This is a genomic window from Allostreptomyces psammosilenae (assembly GCF_013407765.1).
GTDB classification, from domain to species: domain Bacteria; phylum Actinomycetota; class Actinomycetes; order Streptomycetales; family Streptomycetaceae; genus Allostreptomyces; species Allostreptomyces psammosilenae.
Map to the genome: position 1 here is coordinate 4039620 of NZ_JACBZD010000001.1, position 22785 is coordinate 4062404.

The window sequence follows — 22785 nt, forward strand, 5'->3', positions numbered from 1 at the left end:
GCGCCACCCGCCCGGTCGACGCCGGGAGTCCCCAACGCGCTCAGGGAGCGAGACCATGACGACGACACACCAGCTCGGTAGGCGGGGGTTCCTGGCGGCGATGGCCGCCGGAGCCGCCGCCCTCACCCTGTCGGGCTGCGGAGCCGCCTCCGGCACGGGGCGCAGGAACGGCCTGGGGGTCTGGACCCTCCAGGATGCTGTGCAGAACGAGATCCAGCAGGGGGCCATCGACGCCTTCGTCGCCAGCAGTGGCGAGAGCGCGTCGCTGAACGTGTTCCCCAACACCGGCTTCACCCAGAAGCTGCGCGTCGCCATGGGCAGCGGCGACGGCCCCGACGTCTTCTTCAACTGGGGCGGTGCCAGCCTGCGCCCCTACTTCGAGGCGGGGATGGCCGTCGACCTCACCGACGAGCTGGAGCGGGACCAGGCCTGGCGGGACGCCTTCCTGCCCTCCGTGCTCGACGCCGGCCGGATCGACGGCCGCTACTGCGGGATCCCGCTGCGCGGCATGCAGCCGGTCATCCTCTTCTACAACCGGCAGGTCTTCGACGCCGCCGGCGTGGAGCCGCCGGCCACCTACGACGACATGCTGGACCTCATCGAGGTGTTCAAGAGCCGCGACACCATCCCCATCGCCCTCGCCGGCACCCAGAGCTGGTGCGAGCTGATGTGGATCGAGTACCTGGCCGACCGCCTCGGCGGCGCCCAGCCCGCCCAGCGGGCCTTCAACGCCGAGCGCGGCGCCTGGGAGGACCCGGCGATGGTCGGCGCCCTGGAGCGGATCCGCGAGCTCGTCGACCTCGGCGCCTTCGGCAGCAACTTCACCGCGGTCACCTACGAGGCCGGCGGCGCCTCCACCCTGTTCGCCCAGGGCCGCGCCGCCATGCACCTGATGGGCTCCTGGGAGTACACCAACCAGCTCGACCAGCAGCCCGAGTTCGCCCGCGACGGCCTCGCCTGGGCGCCGTTCCCCACCATCGCGGGCGGCACCGGCGACCCCCGGTCCGTCGTCGGCAACCCCACCAACTACTTCTCGGTGAACGCCAGCAGCGGTGACGCCGCGGCCGGAGTCGAGTTCCTGCGCACCCAGATGGCCTCCGACGCCTACGTGGACGCGCTGATCGCCGGCGGCGACGTGCCCGCCGTGGCCGGTCTGGAGCAGCGGCTGGACAACCACCCGAGCCCCGAGTTCGCCAAGTACGTCTACAGCCTCGTGCAGGAGGCGCCCGACTTCACCCTCTCCTGGGACCAGGCACTGCCGCCCGCGGTGAAGGAGATCATGCTGAGCAGCCTCCAGCGGGTCTTCCTGGGCGAGCTCAGCCCCGAGCAGTTCGTCGAGACCATGGAGGTGGCCCAGTGAGCACGCTCGACACGTCGGCGAACGCGTCGACGCGGGCCGGGGCGTCCCCCGGCCGCGGTACCCGGAGCTCCGCCGGCTCGGGCTCGGCCGCGGCCACCCGCCGCGGCGGCGGCCGTGACGTCGGCGTCGACCGCGCCGCCCGCCCGGGCGCCCTCTACGCCCTGCCGGCCATCATCCTGTTCGCCGTCTTCGCGCTCGTCCCGCTGGTCATGGTGGTGTGGCTGTCGTTCACCTCGTGGAACGGCCTCGGCACCCCCCAGTGGTCCGGCCTGGAGAACTGGTCCAAGCTCTTCACCGACCCCGGCACCTGGCACTCGCTGCGCATCGTGCTGCTGCTGACCGTCCTCGGCTGGGTCGTGCAGACGCCGCTCTCCCTGCTGATCGGCGTGTGGGCGGCCGGCACCCAGCGCAACCGGGCGATCCTCTCGGCCATCTTCTTCCTGCCGCTGCTGTTCTCCGGCGCCGCCATCGCCCTGGTCTGGAAGTCGCTGCTCGACCCCAACTTCGGCCTGGCCAACGTCTTCGGCCCGTGGTTCGGCGTGGAGGACGGCAACCTGATCGGCACCAGCACCGGCGCGCTGCTGTGCATCGTGCTGGTCTCCACCTGGCAGTTCGTGCCCTTCCACACCCTGCTCTACCAGGCCGCCACCCGCGGCATCCCGGCCTCGCTCTACGAGGCCGCCACCCTCGACGGAGCCACCCGGGTGCAGCAGTTCCGGCACATCACCCTGCCGCAGCTGCGCAACACCCTGATCACCTCCTCCACCCTGATGATCGTCGGCTCGCTGACCACCTTCGAGACGATCCTCATCCTCACCAACGGCGGCCCCGGCGTCGCCACCCAGGCCCTGCCGTACCGGATGTACCAGCAGGCGTTCCTGAGCTACGACATGGGCTACGGCGCCGCGCTCGCCACCGTCCTGGTCCTCCTCGGGACCGTGCTCTCGCTGCTGATCGTCCGCTTCAGCGGCTACACCAAGATGCGCTCCACCCTGGAGGGGATCTGATGTCCGTCGCCACCGCGCCCAAGCCCACCCCCGCCGGGGGCAAGCCCCGCGGCGTCAGCCGCCCCAACTACACCGCCGGGGTGTTCGCCGCCATCTGGCTGGTGATCGTCGCCGTCCCGCTGTACTGCGTCGTCGCGTGGTCCGTGCAGGGCCAGGACGCCTACCTGGACAACGGGCCGCTGTCCCTGCCGTCCACGATCACCTTCAGCAACGTCACCGACGTGCTGAACAGCGGGTTCGCCCGGGGCTTCTGGAACACCGCGATCGTCACCGTGGTCAGTGTGGTCCTCACCCTGCTGGTGGCCGTCCCGGCCGCCTACGCCGTGGTCCGCTCGCCCAGCCGGATCGTCTCCAGCATCTTCGGCATCTTCCTGCTGGGCCTGGCCATCCCGGCCCAGGCCGTGATCATCCCGGTCTACCTGATGATCAGCCGGATGGGGCTCTACGACAGCCTGCTCGCGGTGATCCTGCCCACCGTGGCCTTCGGCCTGCCGCTGGCCGTGCTGGTGCTGGCCGGCTCGCTGCGCGACGTGCCGCGCGAGCAGTACGAGGCGATGACCCTGGACGGCGCCGGCCCGCTGCGCACCATGCTCAGCCTGGTCATCCCGATGTCCCGCAGCAGCCTGGTGGCCGTCGGCATCTACACCGCGCTGACCGCCTGGAACGGCTTCCTGTTCCCGCTGATCCTCACCCAGAGCGAGGAGAACCGGGTGCTGACGCTGAACCTGTTCAACTTCCAGACCGAGCGCGGCCTCAACGTGCCCGGCCTGATGATGGCGGTGCTCTTCACCGCCGCGCCGATCTTCCTCGCCTACATCTTCGCCCGCCGCTGGCTCATCGCCGGTCTCGCGGGCGTGGGCGGGAAGTGACCCCCACCCGGCGAAGGCGTCCGGTCGGATCGTAAGGACCCGACCGGACGCGGAACCGATCAGCGCACCCATGACGAGCGGCGCGGCGCCCCGCGGCGGCGCGCCGCACGACGAGCGGCGGCCGGGCCGGCCCCCGACACCGGCCCGGCCGCCGCTCCGCACGGAAGGCACGATCGCGGTGACCCACCCCGCCACCACCGCGCACGGCGAGAACACCACTGCCACTGCCGCCCCCGCCCCCGAGCGGGGGACGTCCGCCGCCCGGCGCCGCGCGTCCGCCCGTCCGGCGAGCGGAACAACCCCCTCCCACTCGCCGGCGACCGTCCACCTGGCCGCATCCGGCCGGGTGGACCGTGACGCCCTCGCCCCCTCCCGCCATGAGCTGGTAGGGGTCGAGGGCTCTCGCGCGCCGCGCGCCGGTTCCGCGCTCTCCGGCGCCCTCGTCCCGCCGGGTGCGGGATAGTACGCTCACCATCGCGATGAATCGATTCAAGCCATTCTCGTCCCCCTCCCCGTCACAGCCGATCGGCCGACCGGCCGACCGGTCGAGCAGTCGCACCTGACCTGACAGGCCCGTGGTGGCCTGTCCGACGTCCAGCCGTCGAGGAGACGCGCACCGTGAAGACCTTCCGCACCGCCATCGTGGGCACCGGCGGAATCGCCGCCATCCACGCCGAGAACCTCACCGACCTCGGCGGGCGAGCCGAGATCGTCGCCGCCGCCGACGTGGACCCGGACCGCCTGGACGCCTTCTGCGACCGCTGGGACGTGTCCGGGCGCTACCCCGACCTCGCCACCCTGCTGCGCGAGGAGCGCCCCGACGTCGTCCACCTGTGCACCCCACCCGGCCTGCACAAGGAGCAGGTCCTGGCCTGCCTGACCGCCGGGGTCAACGTGCTCTGCGAGAAGCCCCCCACGCTGAGCCTGTCCGACATGGACGAGATCGCCGCCGTGGAGAAGGTCAGCGGCGCGCACTTCGCCACCGTCTTCCAGCACCGCTTCGGCTCGGCCGCCGTCAAGCTGCGCCGGCTCGTCGCGGAGGGCGCGTTCGGACGGCCGCTGGTCGCCGTCTGCAACACCCTGTGGTACCGGCCGGTGGAGTACTTCGCCGTGCCGTGGCGCGGCAAGTGGGAGATCGAGGGCGGCGGGCCCACCATGGGCCACGGCATCCACCAGTTCGACCTGCTGCTCTCCATCCTCGGCGAGTGGGAGGAGATCACCGCCGTCGCCGCCCGGCAGGCCCGCCCCACCGCCACCGAGGACTTCTCCGCGGGCATGGTGCGGTTCGCCAACGGGGCGGTGGCCTCCATCGTCAACTCGCTGCTCTCCCCCCGGGAGACCAGTTACCTGCGCTTCGACTTCGAGTACGCCACCGTCGAGGTCGAGCACCTGTACGGCTACGGCGACGAGAACTGGAAGGTCACGCCGGCCCCCGGCCACGAGGAGGCCGTGCGCCTGGCGTGGGAGAGCGGCGAGAGCGGCGTGCCGTCCGGCCACGGTGCCCAGTTCACCGCGCTCTTCGACGCCCTGGAGGCCGGTGAGGCGCTGCCGGTCACCGTCGAGCAGTCCCGCGCGACCATGGAGTTCGTGGCCGCCACCTACGCCTCCGCCTTCTCCGGCCGGGCGGTGCGGCGCGGCGAGATCGGGCCGGACTCCGCGCACTACCGCCGGATGGACGGCGCCGGCGCCCCGTGGGCCGCCGAGTCGCCCGAGCCGTCCGAGCCGTCCGCCGCCGCGCCCACCGAGGAGGCCCGCGCATGACCGCCCTGCCCAGCCCCTTCCTCCCCTCCACCGAGCCGCCGCCGAGCGGCCTCGGCCTCGTCCACGAGGAGGGCCTGTCGCTGCGCGTCACCTACGACGGCCGCGAGCTGACCCGCTACGTCTACCGGCCCTGGGACGCCCAGCTGGAGTCGCCCCGGCCGTACTTCCACCCGCTGCACACCCTCGGCGGCGACCTCGTCAGCCTCTACCGCCCCTGGGACCACGTGTGGCACAAGGGCATCGCCTGGTCGCTGCCCAACATCGAGACCGAGAACTTCTGGGGCGGCACCACCTACCGCCGCGGCATCGGCTACGCCCAGTACGACAACGACGGCTCGATGGACCACGAGACCTTCGAGCACCTGTCGCTGCGCCAGGACGTGCTCCGGGTCGCCGAGCGGCTGCGCTGGCACACCCAGGCCGGCGAGGCCTGGTTCGCCGAGCGGCGCCGCTTCGCCCTCACCCTGCTGCCCGGCCAGGACGCCTGGGCGCTGCTGTTCGAGACCGCGATGACCAACGTGCGCGGACGGCGCACCCTCATCGGCAGCCCGACCACCGAGGGCCGCGACAACGCCGGCTACGGCGGCCTGTTCTGGCGCGGTCCGCGCGCCTTCACCGGCGGCCGGATCCACATGCCCGGCCGGACCGGCGCCGACGAGCTGATGGGGGAGCGGGCGCCGTGGGTGGCCTTCACCGGCCAGCACGACGACCACGGCCGGCACTCCACGCTGGCCTTCGTGGACGCCCCGGACAACGCCGAGCGGCCCACCCAGTGGTTCGTCCGCTCCGAGATGTTCGCCTGCGTCTGCCCCGCCCCGTTCTTCAGCGAGGAGATCCCGGTCGAGGACGGCGAGACGCTGACCCGCCGCTACGCCGTGGTGATCGCCGACGGGGACCGCGGGCTGGACGGCGCGGAGAAGCTGGCGCTGGCCGGCACCGAGGCGCTGGCCGTGCTGGGAGAGGAGTGGACCGCGTGAGCGAGGCACCCGAGTCGCCGTCCGCCGCCGCCACGGCCGCCGGCGCCCCCTCCGCGCTGCCGGCCGGGCCGGACTTCCCCGGCGCCACGGCCGTCTCCCACCTGCGCGTCTACGACTGGGAGGCCGCCGACGGGCGCCGCGGCGGCAGCCCGCACCTGCACACCGCCTCGGCCGAGGGGTACGTGGTCCTCGGCGGCGAGGGCGAGCTGGAGACCCTGGGCTCGCACGGCTACGCCGTCACGCCGCTGCGGCGCGGGACGGTGCTGTGGTTCACCCCCGGCACGGTGCACCGGCTGATCAACACCAGCGGGGACCTGGAGATCCTGGTGGTGATGCAGAACGCCGGCCTGCCGGAGGCGGGTGACGCCGTGCTGACCTTCCCGGCCGAGGTGCTGGCCGACCCGGAGCGCTACGCGCGCGCCGTCGCCGTGCCGCAGCCCGGACCGCAGGAGGGGCCGGACGACGTCGACAGCCCCTCGGCGCAGGCCGCCCGGCGGCGCCGGGACCTCGCGGTGGAGGGCTACCTGACCCTGCGTGAGCAGGTGCGGGAGCTCGGGCCCTCGGCGCTGGCGCCGCTGCACGAGGCCGCCGCCCGCCTGGTCGCCCCGCGCGCCGCGCACTGGCGGACGCTGTGGCGGGCCGGCGCCGACGCCCAGGCGCGCCGCACCGCCGCCCAGCTCGACGAGCTGGCGGCCGGGCGCGCGCCGCACCTGGCCGAGGCGGCCGTGCACGTGACGGAACCGCTGGGCGGCGCCCGGAGGTTCGGCATGTGCGGCCGGCTGCGCGTGTGGGACCTGGACGGCGCGCACCTGGTGAAGAGCGCCTGAGCCGCCGCACACCGGCGCGGGCCGCGTGGACGCCGCCGCACGGTGGGGTCCACGCGGCCGCTGGGGCCTGCCGCCGTGCTCGGCCACTGTTCTTGCCGCCGGCTCCGGCACTGTGCTCGCCGCCGGCTCCGGCACGCTCGTGCCGGAGCCGTGGTCCACGGGCCAGAAAGTTTCGGTAGCCTGTCGGGCAGTATCGGGGTTCCGGTGCTCCGCGGTTCACCCCGGGCGGCAGCGTCGCCGTCCGTGCGATGATCGCGGGCGCGGACGAGGAAGGGAGGTCGAGCGACATGGCAGCGCGCAACAAGCCGCGGGTGACGATCGCGGACATCGCGCGGGAGGCCGGGGTCTCGGTTCCCACCGTGTCCAAGGTGCTCAACGGCCGCGCCGAGGTCGCCGCCGACACCCGCCAGCGGGTGGAGCAGCTCATCGCCAAGCACCGCTACGCCCGCCGCCCCACCCGCCAGACGGACCGGGTCGGCCTGGTCGACCTGGTCTTCAGCGAACTGGACAGCGCCTGGGCGATCGAGATCATCCGCAGCGTGGAGGAGATCGCCCAGGAGAACCGGATCGGCACCGTCGTCACGGCGATCCACAACCGGGGCGCGAACACTCGCCAGTGGCTGGACAACCTGGCCGCGCGCCGCTCCGACGGCGTCATCATGGCCGTGCTGGAGCTGGAGCCGCAGTACACCGAGCGGGTGCGCTCGGTCGGCGCGCCGCTGATCCTGGTGGACCCGGTCGGCCAGCCGGACGCCACCGTGCCGTCCGTCGGCGCGGCCAACTGGAGCGGCGGCCTTCAGGCCACCGAGCACCTGATCTCCCTCGGCCACCGCCGCATCGCGTTCATCGGCGGCCCGCCCGACGTCCAGTGCACCCGGGCGCGGCACGACGCCTACCGCTCCGCGCTGACCGCCGCCGGCATCCCAGTCGACCCGGCGCTGGCCACCAACGGCGACTTCTCCTTCGACAGCGGCGAGGCCGCCGGCAACCGGCTGCTCGACCTGGCCGAGCCGCCCACCGCGGTGTTCGCCGGCAACGACCAGCAGGCCCTCGGCTTCTACCGGGCGGCGCGGGCGCGTGGCCTGCGCATCCCCGAGGACATCAGCGTGGTGGGCTTCGACGACCTGCCCGTCGCGCAGTGGGCCGAGCCCGCGCTCACCACCGTCCGGCAGCCGGTGGCCGAGATGGCGGCGATGGCCACCCGGATGCTGCTGCGCTACATCGAGACCGGCTCCTTCGACACCCTCCGTGTCGAGCTGGCCACGGAGCTGCTGGTGCGGGGCAGCACCGCCCCGCCCCGCGAGGCGACTCGTCCGGAGAACTGACGAGAACCGGCGAGAGCTGACGTTTGCTCAGTTTGGCCGAAAGGTGACCGTTTCTTCATGTCATCTTTGCGGAAAGGGACTTGCGGCCACCATGAGGCGGGGGCGTGCACCGGCGCGCGCCCTGACGCACCATGAGGTCGAGAGAGGTTCCCCCGAGCAGCCCCCAGGAGCACACGCCATGGCTCTGTCCGTCTCCGCCGTCCTCGTCTTCGGCATCCTGCTGTTCCTCCTGATCCGCCGCTCGGGCCTGAACGTGTGGCACGCCCTGGTCGGCGTGCTCTTCGGCTTCTTCCTCGCCGGCAGCAGCCTCGGCCCCGGCATCCAGGACGGGGCCAACGGCCTCGCCGGCTTCCTGGCGAGCATCAGCCTGTGACCCCGCCCGGGGCGCTCCGCCGGGTCCCGGGGCGCCCCGGGGTGGCCGGGTGCGGCCAAGGCGCGGCCGGATGGGGCCGGGCCCGGCCGCGCGGCCGGCTCCGGTCGGCCACCGCCCGCGACAATCGGATGATCCGCTGTGACGGCGCGGCGCCCTCGGCCCCGCGCCGTCACGCGTTTTCGGCCGTCCCGCCCCGGCGCCCGGCTTGGCCGGACTGCGCCTTGACACCCGGCGCGCGTCCGCGTGCGGGAACTACCGTGCGGCCATGACCACCACATTCGAAGGGCCCGGCGACGCCGGGCCGTTCACGCTCGCCCTCCGCCCGCCGCTGTCCGACGCGGAGCTGAACGACCTGTTCACCGCCTCCTGGCCGGGGCACCGGCCCGGCTCCTTCGCGCCCGTCCTGGAGCGCAGCCTGGCCTGGGTCGCCGCCCGGGGCGGCGACGGCCGGCTGGTCGGCTACGTCAACGTGGCCTGGGACGGCGGCGCCCACGCCTTCGTCCTGGACACCACCGTCCACCCCGAGGCCCGGCGGAAGGGCCTCGGGGTGCGGCTGGTGCGCGCGGCCGCCGACGCGGCTCGGGCCGCCGGCGCCGACTGGCTGCACGTGGACCACGAGCCCCACCTGGAGTCGTTCTACGCCGCCTGCGGCTTCCGCCCGACCGCCGCCGGGGTGATGCGGCTCGGATGACATGGCGGCCCTCCCGCTCCCGGCCGCCCGGTTGTCTGGCCGCACGGCCACCTGGCTGGCTGACCGCACCGCCTGGAACGCCGGGCCGCCGCCAGCTCAGCCGAACAGCGCCGTGGACAGCCCGGCCCCGGCGAAGGCCGCCAGTATGCCGGCGGCCAGCGAGACCGCCACGTTGACCCCGGCGAGCAGGGCGTGGCCGCGTTCGGCCAGCCGCAGGGTCTCCCAGGAGAAGGTGGAGTAGGTGGTCAGCGCCCCGCACAGGCCGGTGCCGAGCAGCAGGTACCCCTCGTGCGAGGCGGCCCCGGCGGTGGCGGCGCCGGCGAGCAGGCCGAGCAGGGCGCTGCCGGCGACGTTGACCAGCAGGATGCCGTAGGGGAAGCCGTGCGCGGCCAGCGGGCCGCGCGCCATCCGGGTCTGCACCGCCCGGTCGGTGAGGTAGCGCAGCACGGCCCCGACCATGCCGCCGGCCACCACCAGCGCCCAGTCCAGCCAGGTGGTCACGGCCGGCCCCCTCGGCGGCGCCGTACCGCCACGGCACGCGCGGTCGCCGAGCCCGACCACACGCCGGCGAGGGCGGCGGCGACCGTCGCCGCCAGGTAGCCCAGCGCCGTGCCGGTGTGACCGCCGGCCAGGAGGTCGCGCACCTCCACGGTGTAGGTGGAGAAGGTGGTGAAGCCGCCCAGCAGGCCGGTGGAGACCAGCGGCCGCAGCAGCCGGTGCTCCCGGCGCGCGGTGGTGAGGCCGGTCAGGAACAGCCCGATGAGCAGGCAGCCGGAGGCGTTGACCGACAGGGTCGTCCAGGGGAAGGTCCCCTCGGGCGTCGGCCAGAGCAGCCCGGCGCCGTAGCGCGCGGCGGAGCCGATCCCGCCGCCCACCGCGACCGCCGCCAGGACGGTCCACGTGCCGTGGCGGTCGGCGGTGCGGTGGCCCGGTGGTGATGGTGTGGCCGTCGGCGGCATGCCTGTCCCTCCCCGCTCGGGCCGCCGGCGCGGCCGGCCGTGCGGCGCTGGGGCAGCAGTCTGCCAGCTCGGGCGCCCCACGGCGCCGTGGGGGAAGGGGTGGCCCCGGCCGGGCGGCCCGCCGCGACGGGACGGCGGGCCGCCCGACCGGGCGCGGACGGCCGGCGGGCCGCCGCGCCGGACGCCGGCACGGACGCCGGTACGGGCGCCGGTCAGGGGATGGCCACGTAGAACCCGCTGTCCCGGGGGGTGCCGTCCGGCTCGGTGATGGTCACCGCGATGGAGTGCTCCGGGGTCGGGCACGGGTTGTCCGCCAGCACGGTGGCCGGCGCGGCGACGCGGGCGATCACCGGCACCCCGGAGCCGTCGTCGGTCGGCGTGACGGCGATCGCGGCGCGCTCCAGCAGGATGTCGGGGTGCACCTCGACGCAGTAGGTGCCGGGGGCCACCCGGTGGGCGAGCTCGACCTGCTTGTACAGCTGGACGTCGGCGCCCGGCCCGATCAGCGCGGCGGCCCGGGCGTAGGGGCCCTGGATGGTCAGCGCCTGGACCTGTGCCGAGTCGTCGGCGCCGTCGGCGGCCATGACGGCGCCGCCGGACAGGGTGGTGGCGGCGAGCAGGGCGGCGCCGCCGGCGAGGAGTGTGCGGACGTGCATGGGAGACGTACTCCTGTGTAGAGGCTGTGCGGGGTGGCGGGAGCCGACGCGCGGTCGCCCCGCTGCCCAGAGGATGGCGAAGTCCGCCCGCCCGGAAACTGCCACGATCGGGTGAGGCGGGCGTCCGCACGCCCCTTCGCCCTCGCCCCGGCCCCGCCCGGCCCTGGCCCGCCGCGCTCGGCCCGGCCGTGCGCCCCGTGCTCCCCCGCGCCCCGGGTTCCCCTGCACGAGTGGCCCGCCACGGGGCGCGGAACTGACGCCGGCCGCCGCTCCGGGCCGGCCGTCACACCGTGCCAGCCGTCACACCGTGCCAGCCGGCAGACTTCGGCGGCCGTCACCTCCTGGTGGCGCTCACCTCCCGGCGGCCGTCACGCCGGGGTGGCCAGCGACAGCCCGAAGCGTCCCGCCGCGTCCGTCCACCACCGGCCCAGCCGCAGCCCGGCCGCCCGCAGCTCCGCCTCCACCCCCTCCCGGCGGAACTTGGCCGACACCTCGGTGCGCAGCTCCTCCCCGTCGGCGAAGCCCAGCTCCAGGTCCACCTGCCGCAGCTTCGCCGTCACCACCCGGCGGGCGCGCAGCCGCATCTCGATCCACTCCCGCTCGGCGTCCCAGACCGCGACGTGCGCGAAGTCCGCCGGATCGAAGTCGCCGCCCAGCTCCCGGTTCAGCACCGCCAGCACGTTCCGGTTGAACTCCGCGGTCACCCCGGCCGCGTCGTCGTAGGCGGCCACCAGCACCGCCGGATCCTTGACCAGGTCCGTCCCGAGCAGCAGGGCGTCGCCGGGCCGCAGCAGCGACCGCACCTCGCGCAGGAAGACGGCGCGTTCGGCCGGCAGCAGGTTCCCGATCGTGCCGCCGAGCAGCGCCACCAGCGCCGGGCCGGCGACCGCCCCGGGCAGCCGCAGCCGCCGGGTGAAGTCCGACACCACCGCGTCCACGGCCAGACCCGGGTACTCCCGCAGCAGCGCCTCGCCCGCGCCGCGCAGCGCGCTCTCGCTCACGTCCACCGCCACGTACCGCTCCAGGGTGCCGAGCCGGCGCAGCGCGTCCAGCAGCAGCCGGGTCTTCTCCGAGGAGCCCGAGCCGAGCTCGACGAGCGTCCGGGCCCGGGTCAGCTCGGCGATCCCGCCCGCCCGCTCGCGCAGGATCGAGCGCTCCGCCCGGGTCGGGTAGTACTCCGGCAGCCGGGTGATCTCCTCGAACAGCTCGCTCCCGCGCGCGTCGTAGAACCACTTCGGCGGCAGCCAGCGCCTCCCCGGCGGCGCGCCGAGGCCGCGGCGGACGTCCTCGCGGAGCGCGTCGGCGAAGAAGCCCTCCGGCAGCAGCCGGGTGATCCGCAGGCCGGTCACCGGTCCGATCGACTGACCGTTCACGCAGACACGTCCTCTCCGTCTCGACGTCCGCTCCGACCGGCGCCGCCTCCGCCGCCTCCGTCACGTCCGGCGCCCGCGGTGCCGCCGCCGCTCCCGGCGGGCCGGGCGTTCCGGACGGGCACGGTGGTCGCGGTGATCGGGCGGACGCGCGGGGCGTCGCCGGCCGCCGCCGTCACCACCGAACCGTCCGGCACCTCCTCCCACCCCGGAGCGTCGTCAAACGGCTCCGAAGCGATCACCGTCCCGACGGGCCCCGGACCGGCGGGCGGCGGCCAGCCGCGCCGGACGAACAGCGTGTCGCCCCAGGCCGTGGCCGCCACCGTCCGGCCGTCGGTGAGCAGCAGGTTCATCCGCCCGGGCACCCGCTCGGCCACCTCCCGCACCACCTCGGTCAGCGCCTCGCCCGGCTCCGCCCCGCCCCGCAGCCGGTGCAGCACCAACCCCCACAGCAGCGCCGAGTCGCACCGGGCCTCCAGCGCCAGCAGCGCCGCCACCGGCAGGGCCCCGGCCGGCCCGTCCAGCGACCGGCCCCAGTCGGTCAGCGCGCCGTTGTGGCTGAACAGCCAGGGCTCGTCCGGGCCGCCGGCGAACGGCGCCGCCGCGCCGGGCCCGCCGGCGTTCCCCGCCGTGGCCGAGCGCACGGCGGCCAGCACCGCGCCCGACCTGGTCACCCGGGCGACGTCGGCGAACGACGGATCCCCCCAGATCGGCCCGCCGCCGCGCAGCCGGGCCGGGACCGGATCGCCGGGGGCGTACCAGCCGACCCCGAAGCCGTCCGCGTTCACCGTGCCGTGCCGCTGCATCCGCGGCGCCCACGCCTGCCGGTACAGCCCCCACGGGGGTTCCACCAGCAGGGCGCGCAGCGTGACCGGTGGGCCGAGGAACGCCAGGTGGCGGCACATCAGCGGCCACCGCGGCGCACGCCGGGCCGGCCGTGGGGCGGACCGTCCCACAGTCCGTCCCGCGGTTCGTCCCGAGGTCCGTCCTGCGGCAGGTCCCGGCGGCCGTCCGGCAGGGCGGGTTCGGCGTCCCGCGCGGTGCGGAAGCCGGCGAAGATCTGCCGCCGGACGGGGTAGTCCCAGTTGCGGAACGTCCCACGGCACGCCACCGGCGAGACCGCGAACGAGCCGCCGCGCAGCACCCGGTGCTCCGGGCCGAAGAACACCTCCGAGTACTCCCGGTACGGCCAGGCCCGGAACCCGGGGTAGGGCAGGAAGTGGCTGGCCGTCCACTCCCACACGTCGCCGATCAGCTGCCGCACGCCCAGCGGCGAGGCGCCCTCCGGGTAGCCGCCGGCCTCGGCCGGGGCGAGGTGGCGCTGCCCCAGGTTGGCGTGGCGCGGCTCCGGGTCGGCGTCGCCCCAGGGGTAGCGGCGCGAGCGGCCGGTGACCGGGTCGTGGCGGGCCGCCTTCTCCCACTCGGCCTCGGTCGGCAGCCGGCGTCCCGCCCACCGGGCGTACGCCTCCGCCTCGTACCAGCACACGTGCAGCACCGGCTGGGCGGGCGGCACCTCCTCCACCACGCCGAACCGCCGCCGCGTCCAGGTGGAGCCCTCCCGCCGCCAGAACAGCGGGGCCTCCAGGCCGGCCCGGCAGCGGTGCTCCCAGCCGGCCGGGGACCACCAGCGCGGCTCGTGGTAGCCGCCGTCGGCGATGAAGCGCTGGTAGGCGGCGTTGGTGACCGGGGTGGTGTCGATGGCGAACGCCGGCACGTGCACCCGGTGGGCCGGCCGCTCGTTGTCCAGCGCCCACGGCTCCGTGGAGGTGCCCATGGTGAACGGGCCGCCGGGCACCACCACCTCGGCCGGCAGGGTGGCGGCGTCGGCCGGGGCGCTCGGCGGCGCGGCGGCCCGGAGCACCGGGGCGCCCGCGCGGAGCTGGTGGGTGATCAGCATGGTCTCGTCGTGCTGCTGCTCGTGCTGGGCGATCATGCCGAAGACGAAGCCGTCGGCCAGCAGCCCGGTGCCGTCCAGGGGCGTGGCGTCGAGCAGGTCCAGCACCCGGCCGCGCACCCGGGCGGCGTAGGCCCGGGCCTCGGCCGGCGCGAGCAGGGGCAGCCGGGGGCGCTCGGCGCGTGGGTGCTCGAAGGCGTCGTAGAGGGTGTCGATGCCGGGCAGCAGCGGGTCGTGCCCGCCGACGGTGCGCAGCAGCCACAGCTCCTCCTGGTTGCCGATGTGGGCGAGGTCCCAGACCAGGGGGGACATCAGCGGGGAGTGCTGGGCGGTGAGGTCGGGGTCGTCCACGCAGTCGGTGAGCAGGGCGGTGCGGTCGCGGGCGGCGCCCAGGTCCGCGGCGACGCGTGCGCGCAGCCCTTCCGTGGTGAGCGCCGCGACCGAGGTGGGCGGAGGGCCGGCCGTGGTCGGCGTTTCTGGCGTGGTCGGGGTGGCCTTGGGCGGGGGCGGGGGAGTCACCATGGGTCCTCCGTGGGGTGGTCCAGGGGGTGGAGCCGGTCCAGGTGGTCGTCCGCGGGGCACCGTCCTGGTTCGACGTAGCGTTCGGCGAAGGCGTCCAGCGCCCGGCGCGCCGCGGCGGGCGCGCCGAGCCGGGGCAGGGCGTCGCGCGCGGCGGCGAAGCAGGCCAGGGCGGCGCGGTGGAGGGCGGGGTCGGCCAGGCCGTGGCGGGCGGCGGCCGTCCACAGCGGGTCGCGGGGCGGACGGGCCTCCGCGCCCGGACGGGCCTCCGTGCCCGCGCCGGCGCCCGCGCGGCCGGCCAGCTCCAGCAGCGCCTCGGCCGCGGCGCCGCCGGCGGCCGGGTCCGCCAGCAGGGCGTCGACCAGGGTGAGCGGCACGGTCCAGCCGTCGTCCGGCTGGGCGTCGATCATCCGCAGCTCCAGGTGGCCGTGCGGCCGGACCGGCGGGAACAGCGTGGTGAGGTGGTAATCCAGGTCGGCCAGGGTGGGTGGCCGGTCGCCGCCCCCGGTGATCCAGCGGCGGAAGGTGAGTCCGGGCGGCGCCGTCCAGGGCCGGCCCGGCGCCGAGCGGACGCAGAGCACCGGGGCGTTTAGCGCGTAGCGGGCCCACTGCTCACGCGGATCCCCGGCCCGGTCCGGATCGGCGGGCAGGGCCGGCAGGGCCGTCGGGCCGGCGGCGTCCACCACCGGCGGGCGACCGGCGGACCGCCGGGCCGCGTGGCCGGGCATCCGGCGGAACGTTCCGGCGTCGCCGGGCGGGCGCCACCCGTCCGCCGAGGCGGACCCCGGCAGGGGCGGGACGCGGCCGTGCGGGCTGCCGGGGGCGTACGGGCCCGGGGCGTACGGACCGGGGGCGGAGGTGCGGCCCGGGTCCAGCCGGCTCCAGACGAACTGGCGGGTGGAACGCAGCCCGGTGGGGCGCCCCAGGCGCAGCGGCGAGTTGGCGAAGGCGGCGACGAGCACCGGGCCGAGCGCGTGCGCCAGCCACCAGCGCCAGCGCAGGCCGCTCGGCCCGCGGCCCTCGTCGCCGGCGTCCACGCAGATCTGCACCGAGGCGGTGGAGCACATCATCGCCCGGCCCCAGGGGTTGGCCCGGTCGAAGTAGCCCTCCATCGCGACGTAGCGCGGGTGCTCCAGGAGCCGCCGGGGCGGGCGCCGGGGGTCGACGCCGAGCCCGGTGGCGGCCAGACCGTGGGCGCGCAGTGCCGTGCGCAGACGGTCGACGTCGTGACCGGTGGCCGTGAGGCAGGCGGCCAGTGTGGGCGCCGGCCGGGAGCTGATCTCCAGCTGCCCGCCGGGCTCCGTGGTGAGGCGTGAGCCGCCGGGCAGGGCGCCGACGGCGGCGGTGGCCGCGGCCAGCCGTTCGGGGGCGAGGGGGAGGGCGGGGTCGTGGAGGTCGTGGACCAGCCATTCGAGTTCGACACCGAGCAGGCGCGGAGGGCCGGCCGTGAGGCAGACGGCGGCCACGTGCCGCTCGGCCTCCGCCTCCGTCAGCACGGCCGCCCCCCGCTCGGCGTCGGCCTCGACGGCGGCGTCGGCGGCGTCGGCGGCACCCGCGCCGGCCCCGGCATCGGCGGACTCGGCGACGGCCTCGGCATCGGGGGACGTGGGCGCCGTGGATGACCCGAGGGCCTCGGGACGTCCGGCCCGCCCGGTCTCCTCGGCGGCGGCCCTGCGAACCATCACTGCCTCCTGCACGGTTCGGGGGTGGGTGCGCGGCAGGTACGCGGCCCCACACCGCTGCCCCGTGGGCGCCGAGCCATGCCCACGGCCTGCCCCCGTTGGTCCGTGCGGGGGTGGCGCTCCGGCGGCGGCGCCTTTCGTGCGCGCCGGCGGGCGACGCCGATCCCGCCCGTCGTCCCCCGGGGGTGCCGCCCGCTGTGAGCCCTCGGGATGACCCGGCGCCGCCCCGACCCCGACGAAAGTCACGTGCCGGACCTTCCGAAGCGCCGGTTCCCCGCCCGCGCGCCGTCCCTAGCGTTGCCCCGACACCACGCGGAAGCACACGAGCGAGCGGAGCGGAGCGCGATGACCAGGGCGATGACGACGGGCCCGCGGCCGGCCACGGGCCGGACGCCGACCGGGGGCGGGGCGCCCGCCGGCGGCGGGGCGACGCCCGGCGGCAAGGGGCGTGCGGCGTGCTGACCGATCTCCTCGACTGGTTGCAGGGCCTGCCCCAGCCGGCGCTGGTGGCCGCCACCGGCCTGCTGGTGTTCGCCGAGTGCACGATCGGCCTCGGGTTCGTCGCGCCCGGCGAGACCGGCCTGTTCGTCGCCTCCACCACCGCCACCACCGTGCCGCGGTTCCTGACGCTGTGGGTGGTGGTCACGGTCTGCGCGGCGGCCGGCGACTCCATCGGCTACGCCATCGGCCGGCGCTACGGGCCGCGGCTGCGCGACACCGGGATCATCCGGCGCTACGGGCTGCACGAGTGGGACCGCGCCACCGACCTGCTGCGGCGGCGCGGTGCCTGGGCGGTGTTCACCGCCCGCTGGCTGCCGGTCGTGCGCACCCTCACCCCGGCCGCGGCCGGCACCTCCGGGCTGCCGTACCGGAAGTTCGCGCCGGCCGTGGTGACCGGGGCGACCCTGTGGTCCGCCACCCACATCGCCATCGGCGCCGCGCTGGGCGAGGCCGCCGAACGGATCGAGGAGGCCATCAGCACGGGCGGCACGGTGGTCGTGGTCGCACTGGCGGTGGTGGTGGCCGTCGTGGTGGCGGTGAGCCGCCGACGGCGCCGCGCCGCGACCACCCCCTCCACCCCCGCCACCGCGCCGGACGCCCCCGGCGGGGGACCGGTGGGCGAGCGGGCCCCGGTGGCGGCGCCGGCCGGCGAGCACACCGACTGACAGTGGTGCGGTGTGGTGCGGTGTGGTGCGGTGCGGTGGCGAGATGCCCCGGTCCGGTGAAGGGTAGGGAGGAGGCCGTGTCGCCCGCCCGGGCGCGACGCCCGACCAGCGACACCAGGACCCCACCCCGCCCCCGACCCGGCCCCGGGTCCCATGGGACGCGTCCCCGTGGAGGCCATGGAGGACTTCCGTGACGACCTCGCCCTTCGGCTCCGAAGACCCCTTCGCCGAACTCATCAGCCGCTTCTTCGGCATCCGCCCCACCCAGCCGCCCGTGCAGCGCGTCCCCATCGGCCGGCTGCTGTCCGACTCCGCCACCAACCTGATCGCGGCGGCGTCCGAACGCGCCCAGGAGGACGGCACCCCGGAGCTGGACACCGACCACCTGCTGTGGGCGGCCACCCGGATGGAGCCCTCCCGCTCCCTGCTCGCCCGGGCCGGCGCCGACCCGGACACCCTCGCCGAACGGCTCGCGGACAGCCTCCCGCGGGGCGGGGCGGCGGCCGAGGAGCCCTCGCTGACACCGGCCGCCAAGCGCGCCCTGCTGCGCGCGCACTCCTTCTCGCAGAGCGCCGGCGCCAACTACATCGGCCCCGAACACCTGCTCGCCGCCCTGGCCGACGACCCCCGCTCCAGCGCCGGCCGGGCCTTGACCGGTTCCGTCGCCGACGCGCTGCGCGGCGTCACCGCCGGCGGCGGGCACGCCGCGGTGGGCCGCCCGGTCGCCGGCCCGGGCGGCGGCGTCGCCGGCGCGCCCGGCGGGCGACCGGCCGGCGCCACGCCCACCCTCGACGAGTTCGGCCGCGACCTCACCGAGGAGGCCAGGGCCGGGCAGCTCGATCCGGTCGTCGGACGCGCCGACGAGATCCAGGAGACCGTCGAGGTGCTCTCCCGGCGCACCAAGAACAACCCGGCGCTGATCGGTGAACCGGGCGTCGGCAAGACCGCCATCGTCGAAGGGCTCGCCCAGCGCATCGCCTCCGGAGACGTCCCCCGAACCCTGGAGGACAAGCGGGTGGTGGCGCTCGACCTGTCCGGCCTGGTCGCCGGCACCCGCTACCGCGGCGACTTCGAGGAACGGCTGAAGAAGGTCATCGACGAGGTGCGCGCCACCGACGGCGGCGTGATCCTCTTCCTGGACGAGCTGCACACCGTCGTCGGCGCCGGGGCCGGCGGCGAGGGCGCGATGGACGCCGGCAACATGCTCAAACCGGCCCTCGCCCGCGGGGAACTGCACGTGGTCGGCGCCACCACCATCGACGAGTACCGCAAGCACGTCGAGAAGGACGCCGCCCTCGAACGCCGCTTCCAGCCGGTGCTGGTCGCCGAGCCGACCGTGGCCGAGACCGTGCAGATCCTGGAGGGCCTGCGCGACTCCTACGAGGCCCACCACCAGGTGCGGTTCACCGACGGCGCCCTGGCCGCCGCCGCCGAGCTGTCCGACCGCTACGTCACCAACCGGTTCCTCCCGGACAAGGCCATCGACCTGCTCGACCAGGCCGGAGCCCGGGTGGGCCTGCGGGCGCTCGGGCGCGGCACGGACGCCGTCGCAGCCGAGGAACGGATCGCCACCCTGCGCCGGGAGAAGGAGCAGGCGGTGGCCGCCGAGGAGTACGACCGGGCCGCGGAGCTCAAGGCCGGCATCGAGGAGGTCGAACGCGAGGCGGCGGGCCTGGCCCGGCGGCGCGAGCAGGTCGCCGGCGTGACGGCGGAGGACATCGCCGACGTCGTCTCCGCCCGCACCGGCATCCCGGTCTCCCAGCTCACCGAGAACGAGCGGCAGCGGCTGATGCGGCTGGAGGACGCCCTGCACGAACGGGTCGTCGGCCAGGACGAGGCGGTCACCGCCGTCGCCCGGGCCGTGCGCCGCGGACGCGCCGGCCTCGGCGACCCCGACCGGCCGGTCGGCAGCTTCCTCTTCCTGGGACCGACCGGCGTGGGCAAGACCGAACTCGCCAAGGCCCTGGCCGGGCAGCTCTTCGGCGACGAGGAACGCATGGTCCGGTTCGACATGAGCGAGTTCCAGGAGCGGCACACCGTCTCCCGGCTCGTCGGCTCGCCACCCGGCTACGTCGGCTACGAGGAGGCCGGCCAGCTCACCGAGGCGGTGCGCCGCCGGCCGTACGGCGTGCTGCTCTTCGACGAGGTGGAGAAGGCCCACCCGGACGTGTTCAACCTGCTGCTCCAGGTGCTGGACGACGGGCGGCTGACCGACGCCCAGGGCCGCACGGTGGACTTCCGCAACACCGTGGTCATCATGACCAGCAACATCGGCGCCCGCCGCATCCTGGCCGCCGCCGGCGCGGCCGTCGCCGAGATCCGCGCCGCGCTGACCGAGGAGTTGCAGGCCGACTTCCGGCCCGAGTTCCTGAACCGGATCGACGAGGTGATCGTCTTCCACGGACTCGGCCGGGACGACCTGATGCGCATCGTGGACCTGCTGCTGGACGGCGTCCGCCGCCGGCTGCGCGCCCAGCAGGTCGAACTGGAGGTCACCGAGGCGGCCAAGGAGGTGCTGGTGGAACGCGGCTACCAGCCGCAGTACGGGGCCCGGCCGCTGCGCCGCACCATCCAGACGGAGCTGGACGACCGGGTGGCCGACCTGCTGCTCGGCGGGGCGGTGGGCCCCGGCGACGTGGTCGTGGCCGACGTGGAGGAGAGGCCCTCCCCGGAGGAGGCCGGGGCGCCGCCCGGCCGGGAGCTGGTGTGCACGGTGCGCAAGGGCGCAGGGCCGGCCGCCGGCGCCCCGGACGCCTACGCGGCCGGCCGCGCCGCGGCGGCGAGGGCCGGCCGGCCGGCCCCGGACCAGGCCCCCGGCGCCGCCCCGTGGGCCACCGGGGCCGCCCCCGGAGCCGGCCCCGGCCCCACCGGCGGAGGGGCCAGCGGGGCCGCTGCCGGGGGCTCCGGGGCCGGCGACCGGCCCGGGGAGGACCGCTAGCCGTGCCGGCCGGCAGGTCAGGAGTGGGCGCGCAGGGCGGCGATCAGCCACTCCGCCGCGGCCACGCCCGACACGTCGCCGACCGGCCGGTCGCCGTCCACCCGCCCCTGCTCAGGGCCTCCCTGCTCGGGCCCTTCCTGCTCGGGCCCCTGGTCGAACTCTCCGTGCTCGCGTCCTCCCTGCTCGGGCTGCCGCTCCCCGGCCGCCTCCGGCGCGCACCCCTCGCCCGGCCCCGCGGGCTGCGAGGGCCACGCGTGCCCGCCCACGATGCCGACGAGCTGCCAGTAGCGCTCCACCCGGCGGTCGGTGAACATCTCGATTTCGTCCGCGAGGTCGGTCCGCGACCGCGGCGTGTCCTCCTGACCCACCGCGTCCGCCCAACGCTCCATCAGCGCGCCCAGCACCGCGCCCCCCTCGGCCGAGGAGGGATCGACACCGTCCGCGACCGCCTGCTGGGCGCCGTCCATCAGCGCCACCATCGCCCCGCCGTGGGCGGCCTGCTCCCGCGCCGCGGCCTCGTCACCGGCCGCCCGCATCTGCGCGCCGCGCACCGCCATCTGCCGCGTCCGCGCGCGGAACCCCTCGTCCTGGACGAGCTCCAGCAGCTCCACCCAGGCGTCCACCTGCCGTGGTGTCGGGGACTCCGGGAGATCCGGGAAGGACGCCCGCATCATCTCCTCGAAGGAACGGTCGTCCGTCTCCAGTCCCCCGAACACCTCGGTGAGGAAGCCGTCCACGATGCGCCGGCGCTCGTTCGCGTCCAGCCTCGCCAGTCGGTGCATCAGTTCCATCTCCCGCCAGTCGCAGTCTCTCGCGGCCACCGCACGCAGCACCGCCGCCCGGAGGTTCATCACCCGGGCCTGTGCCCGCAACGCCTCGGCGTGCGCGGACGCCACGTCCGCGAGGGTCGTCTCACGGCGCAGCACCTGGGCCGCCGTCGCCAGATCGATGTCGAGCTCGCGAAGCGTCCTCAGCAGCTGCAGCCGCGTGGCGGCCTCGGCGTCGTAGAGCCGGTAGCCGGCGGCGGAGCGTGTGGTGGGGGCGACGAGCCCGGCGTCGGAGTAGAAGCGGATGGTGCGCACCGGCACACCGGTGCGCGCCGCCAACTCGCCGATCGTGACCAGGTCCGTCCCGCGTTCCATGGCAGTCACCGTGCACCTTCCAGTCGGTGGAGGCTCAAGCGGCCGACCCACCGGTCTCGGCCATCCGTCCGCGATTTCCATTCCGTTTCCGTCACGTTTCGCGGTACTCCCATCACCTGACGTGATGAAGTGCCGTTGGCTTGGGTGAACGCTCCGCCCACGGCCGGTGCCCGTGGGCTCACGGAAGGCCTCGCACGACCATGGAAACCCGGGACTCCGCCGCCTCCTCCAACGCCCCCGCTCCGGCCGCGCCTCCCCGTGCCGTCACCCTCGCCCCCGCCGCCACCACCGTGCCCGACACGTCCGCCCTCCCGCAGTCCGGCGTCTCGCAGCCCACCGGCGGCCACGGCTACGGAGTCACCGCCGAGTTCTACGACCTGTTCCACTCCCGGGCCTACACCGACCGGGCCCGCCGCTACCTCGCGCACGCGGCGAGCGGCGCCCGTCGCGGCATCCTGGAGGTCGGTGCCGGAACCGGCCTGGTCACCGTGGTGCTCGGCGGCGCCGCGGCGGTGCCGGTACACGCCGTGGAGCCGGCCCTGCCGATGCGCACCGTGCTGCTCAGCAGACTCGCCACCGCCGACCCCGGGCTGCGGGAGCGGGTCGTGGTGCACGCCACCACCCTCCAGGTGGCGGGGCTGGAGGCGGTGGCCGACCTGGCCGTCTGCGTCAACGTGGCCGCCTGCCTGCCGCCCGTGCAGCGCCGGGCGCTGTGGCGGGCCGTCGCCGCGGGGCTGCTGCCCGGCGGCTGGCTGCTCGTCGACCCCTTCCCCAGGCGGCCGGAGGTCGAGGTGGTCCGCACGCTGCCGGCCGTGCGGCTCGGCAGCGACGTCTACACCTGCCGCACCCGCACCACGCCGGGGCCGGGGGACCGGATGGACATGGAGTTCACCTACCGGGTCGTGCGGGCGGGGGCCCGGCTGCGGGAGGAACGCGAGTCGTTCCCGATGTGGAGCCTGGGGCGGGAGCAACTGCTGGCGGAACTGGCCGAGGCCGGGCTGTACGGGGAGGACGGCTGCGGGGCGGCCGGCCCGCTGCGCCCGGCCGACCCGGGGGCGCGCGGCGCTGGCTTCGGCCGCGGCCCGCTCGCCGTCCACCGGTGCACCGCCGCGGCTGCTCCCACCGCCGGGACCACCGGCGCGCCCCACACCACCGACACCATCGGCGGCGCCGCCACCGCCTGAGCGCCGCCCAGGCATCTCTCCCACGCGGCGGTGTGATCGCCTTCGCCCTGGCAGCGCCTGGCCCGCCCGATCCACGGCCTGATCA

20 protein-coding genes are annotated in these 22785 nt (G+C 75.8%); 12 read left to right on the top strand and 8 right to left on the bottom strand.

What is annotated here, in order from left to right; genetic code table 11:
• The first annotated feature begins 55 nt into the window (after positions 1 to 55).
• The 9 genes from FHU37_RS16700 (at position 56) to FHU37_RS16740 (ending at position 9190) form a co-directional block, all read left to right on the top strand.
• Complete coding sequence (locus FHU37_RS16700) at positions 56 to 1360, top strand: ABC transporter substrate-binding protein (protein ID WP_179814966.1); 1305 nt, start codon at positions 56 to 58, stop codon at positions 1358 to 1360.
• Positions 1357 to 2367, top strand: a complete 1011-nt coding sequence (locus FHU37_RS16705; protein WP_312892640.1) for a carbohydrate ABC transporter permease — start codon at positions 1357 to 1359, stop codon at positions 2365 to 2367. The genes FHU37_RS16700 and FHU37_RS16705 overlap by 4 nt, the downstream gene beginning before the upstream one ends.
• On the top strand, positions 2367 to 3236 hold the full coding sequence (locus tag FHU37_RS16710; RefSeq protein ID WP_179814967.1) for a carbohydrate ABC transporter permease: 870 nt from the start codon (positions 2367 to 2369) through the stop codon (positions 3234 to 3236). Before FHU37_RS16705 ends, FHU37_RS16710 begins: the two co-directional genes overlap by 1 nt.
• Before the next feature lie 618 nt (positions 3237 to 3854).
• Positions 3855 to 4997: a Gfo/Idh/MocA family protein gene (locus FHU37_RS16715; RefSeq protein WP_179814968.1), complete on the top strand. Its 1143-nt coding sequence runs from the start codon at positions 3855 to 3857 to the stop codon at positions 4995 to 4997.
• Positions 4994 to 5974 (top strand): DUF6807 domain-containing protein, encoded by a 981-nt coding sequence (locus FHU37_RS16720; protein WP_179814969.1) that lies wholly within the window; start codon positions 4994 to 4996, stop codon positions 5972 to 5974. Before FHU37_RS16715 ends, FHU37_RS16720 begins: the two co-directional genes overlap by 4 nt.
• Positions 5975 to 6030: 56 nt before the next feature.
• On the top strand, positions 6031 to 6801 hold the full coding sequence (locus FHU37_RS16725) for a cupin domain-containing protein (RefSeq protein ID WP_179816334.1): 771 nt from the start codon (positions 6031 to 6033) through the stop codon (positions 6799 to 6801).
• A 287-nt stretch (positions 6802 to 7088) separates the two neighbouring features.
• Complete coding sequence (locus tag FHU37_RS16730) at positions 7089 to 8126, top strand: LacI family DNA-binding transcriptional regulator (protein WP_179814970.1); 1038 nt, start codon at positions 7089 to 7091, stop codon at positions 8124 to 8126.
• Between the two features lie 178 nt (positions 8127 to 8304).
• Positions 8305 to 8499, top strand: coding sequence for a hypothetical protein (locus FHU37_RS16735; protein ID WP_179814971.1), 195 nt, complete (start codon positions 8305 to 8307; stop codon positions 8497 to 8499).
• A 265-nt stretch (positions 8500 to 8764) separates the two neighbouring features.
• Complete coding sequence (locus FHU37_RS16740; RefSeq protein ID WP_179814972.1) at positions 8765 to 9190, top strand: GNAT family N-acetyltransferase; 426 nt, start codon at positions 8765 to 8767, stop codon at positions 9188 to 9190.
• A 96-nt stretch (positions 9191 to 9286) separates the two neighbouring features.
• On the opposite strand, the gene FHU37_RS16745 is transcribed toward FHU37_RS16740, so the two are convergent.
• The 7 genes from FHU37_RS16745 to FHU37_RS28310 form a co-directional block, all read right to left on the bottom strand.
• Positions 9287 to 9679, bottom strand: a complete 393-nt coding sequence (locus FHU37_RS16745; protein WP_179816335.1) for a fluoride efflux transporter FluC — start codon at positions 9677 to 9679, stop codon at positions 9287 to 9289.
• 8 nt (positions 9680 to 9687) lie between these two features.
• Complete coding sequence (crcB, locus tag FHU37_RS16750) at positions 9688 to 10149, bottom strand: fluoride efflux transporter CrcB (RefSeq protein ID WP_179814973.1); 462 nt, start codon at positions 10147 to 10149, stop codon at positions 9688 to 9690.
• Between the two features lie 212 nt (positions 10150 to 10361).
• Positions 10362 to 10805: a hypothetical protein gene (locus tag FHU37_RS16755; protein WP_179814974.1), complete on the bottom strand. Its 444-nt coding sequence runs from the start codon at positions 10803 to 10805 to the stop codon at positions 10362 to 10364.
• Between the two features lie 368 nt (positions 10806 to 11173).
• The gene (gene egtD, locus FHU37_RS16760) at positions 11174 to 12154 is read right to left on the bottom strand and encodes an L-histidine N(alpha)-methyltransferase (protein WP_179816336.1); all 981 of its coding nucleotides are present in this window, start codon (positions 12152 to 12154) and stop codon (positions 11174 to 11176) included.
• A 20-nt stretch (positions 12155 to 12174) separates the two neighbouring features.
• Entirely contained in the window at positions 12175 to 13080 is a 906-nt protein-coding gene (gene egtC, locus FHU37_RS16765; RefSeq protein ID WP_179814975.1) for an ergothioneine biosynthesis protein EgtC, read from the bottom strand.
• Complete coding sequence (gene egtB, locus FHU37_RS16770; RefSeq protein ID WP_179814976.1) at positions 13080 to 14591, bottom strand: ergothioneine biosynthesis protein EgtB; 1512 nt, start codon at positions 14589 to 14591, stop codon at positions 13080 to 13082. Before egtB ends, egtC begins: the two co-directional genes overlap by 1 nt.
• On the bottom strand, positions 14585 to 16270 hold the full coding sequence (locus FHU37_RS28310; RefSeq protein WP_246449942.1) for a glutamate-cysteine ligase family protein: 1686 nt from the start codon (positions 16268 to 16270) through the stop codon (positions 14585 to 14587). The genes egtB and FHU37_RS28310 overlap by 7 nt, the downstream gene beginning before the upstream one ends.
• A gap of 455 nt (positions 16271 to 16725) precedes the next feature.
• On the opposite strand from FHU37_RS28310, the gene FHU37_RS16785 reads away from it, so the two are divergent.
• Positions 16726 to 17436, top strand: coding sequence for a DedA family protein (locus FHU37_RS16785; protein WP_179814977.1), 711 nt, complete (start codon positions 16726 to 16728; stop codon positions 17434 to 17436).
• Positions 17437 to 17626: 190 nt separating this feature from the next.
• Positions 17627 to 20374 (top strand): ATP-dependent Clp protease ATP-binding subunit, encoded by a 2748-nt coding sequence (locus tag FHU37_RS16790; protein WP_179814978.1) that lies wholly within the window; start codon positions 17627 to 17629, stop codon positions 20372 to 20374.
• Positions 20375 to 20391: 17 nt separating this feature from the next.
• On the opposite strand, the gene FHU37_RS16795 is transcribed toward FHU37_RS16790, so the two are convergent.
• A complete protein-coding gene (locus tag FHU37_RS16795; protein WP_179814979.1) occupies positions 20392 to 21516 on the bottom strand; it encodes a MerR family transcriptional regulator in 1125 nt (374 codons plus the stop codon).
• A gap of 200 nt (positions 21517 to 21716) precedes the next feature.
• Between FHU37_RS16795 and FHU37_RS16800 the strand changes: the two genes are divergently transcribed.
• A complete protein-coding gene (locus FHU37_RS16800; protein WP_179814980.1) occupies positions 21717 to 22700 on the top strand; it encodes a class I SAM-dependent methyltransferase in 984 nt (327 codons plus the stop codon).
• The last annotated feature ends 85 nt before the right edge of the window (positions 22701 to 22785 follow it).

Excerpts from the sequence above, each read along its gene's own strand:
- FHU37_RS16700 (WP_179814966.1), top strand. The coding sequence starts at position 56 with ATGACGACGACACACCAGCTCGGTAGGCGGGGGTTCCTGGCGGCGATG.
- FHU37_RS16710 (WP_179814967.1), top strand. The coding sequence starts at position 2,367 with ATGTCCGTCGCCACCGCGCCCAAGCCCACCCCCGCCGGGGGCAAGCCC.
- FHU37_RS16720 (WP_179814969.1), top strand. The coding sequence starts at position 4,994 with ATGACCGCCCTGCCCAGCCCCTTCCTCCCCTCCACCGAGCCGCCGCCG.
- FHU37_RS16730 (WP_179814970.1), top strand. The coding sequence starts at position 7,089 with ATGGCAGCGCGCAACAAGCCGCGGGTGACGATCGCGGACATCGCGCGG.
- FHU37_RS16735 (WP_179814971.1), top strand. The coding sequence starts at position 8,305 with ATGGCTCTGTCCGTCTCCGCCGTCCTCGTCTTCGGCATCCTGCTGTTC.
- FHU37_RS16740 (WP_179814972.1), top strand. The coding sequence starts at position 8,765 with ATGACCACCACATTCGAAGGGCCCGGCGACGCCGGGCCGTTCACGCTC.
- crcB (WP_179814973.1), bottom strand. The coding sequence starts at position 10,149 with ATGCCGCCGACGGCCACACCATCACCACCGGGCCACCGCACCGCCGAC.
- FHU37_RS16755 (WP_179814974.1), bottom strand. The coding sequence starts at position 10,805 with ATGCACGTCCGCACACTCCTCGCCGGCGGCGCCGCCCTGCTCGCCGCC.
- egtC (WP_179814975.1), bottom strand. The coding sequence starts at position 13,080 with ATGTGCCGCCACCTGGCGTTCCTCGGCCCACCGGTCACGCTGCGCGCC.
- egtB (WP_179814976.1), bottom strand. The coding sequence starts at position 14,591 with ATGGTGACTCCCCCGCCCCCGCCCAAGGCCACCCCGACCACGCCAGAA.
- FHU37_RS28310 (WP_246449942.1), bottom strand. The coding sequence starts at position 16,270 with ATGGTTCGCAGGGCCGCCGCCGAGGAGACCGGGCGGGCCGGACGTCCC.
- FHU37_RS16795 (WP_179814979.1), bottom strand. The coding sequence starts at position 21,516 with ATGGAACGCGGGACGGACCTGGTCACGATCGGCGAGTTGGCGGCGCGC.
- FHU37_RS16800 (WP_179814980.1), top strand. The coding sequence starts at position 21,717 with ATGGAAACCCGGGACTCCGCCGCCTCCTCCAACGCCCCCGCTCCGGCC.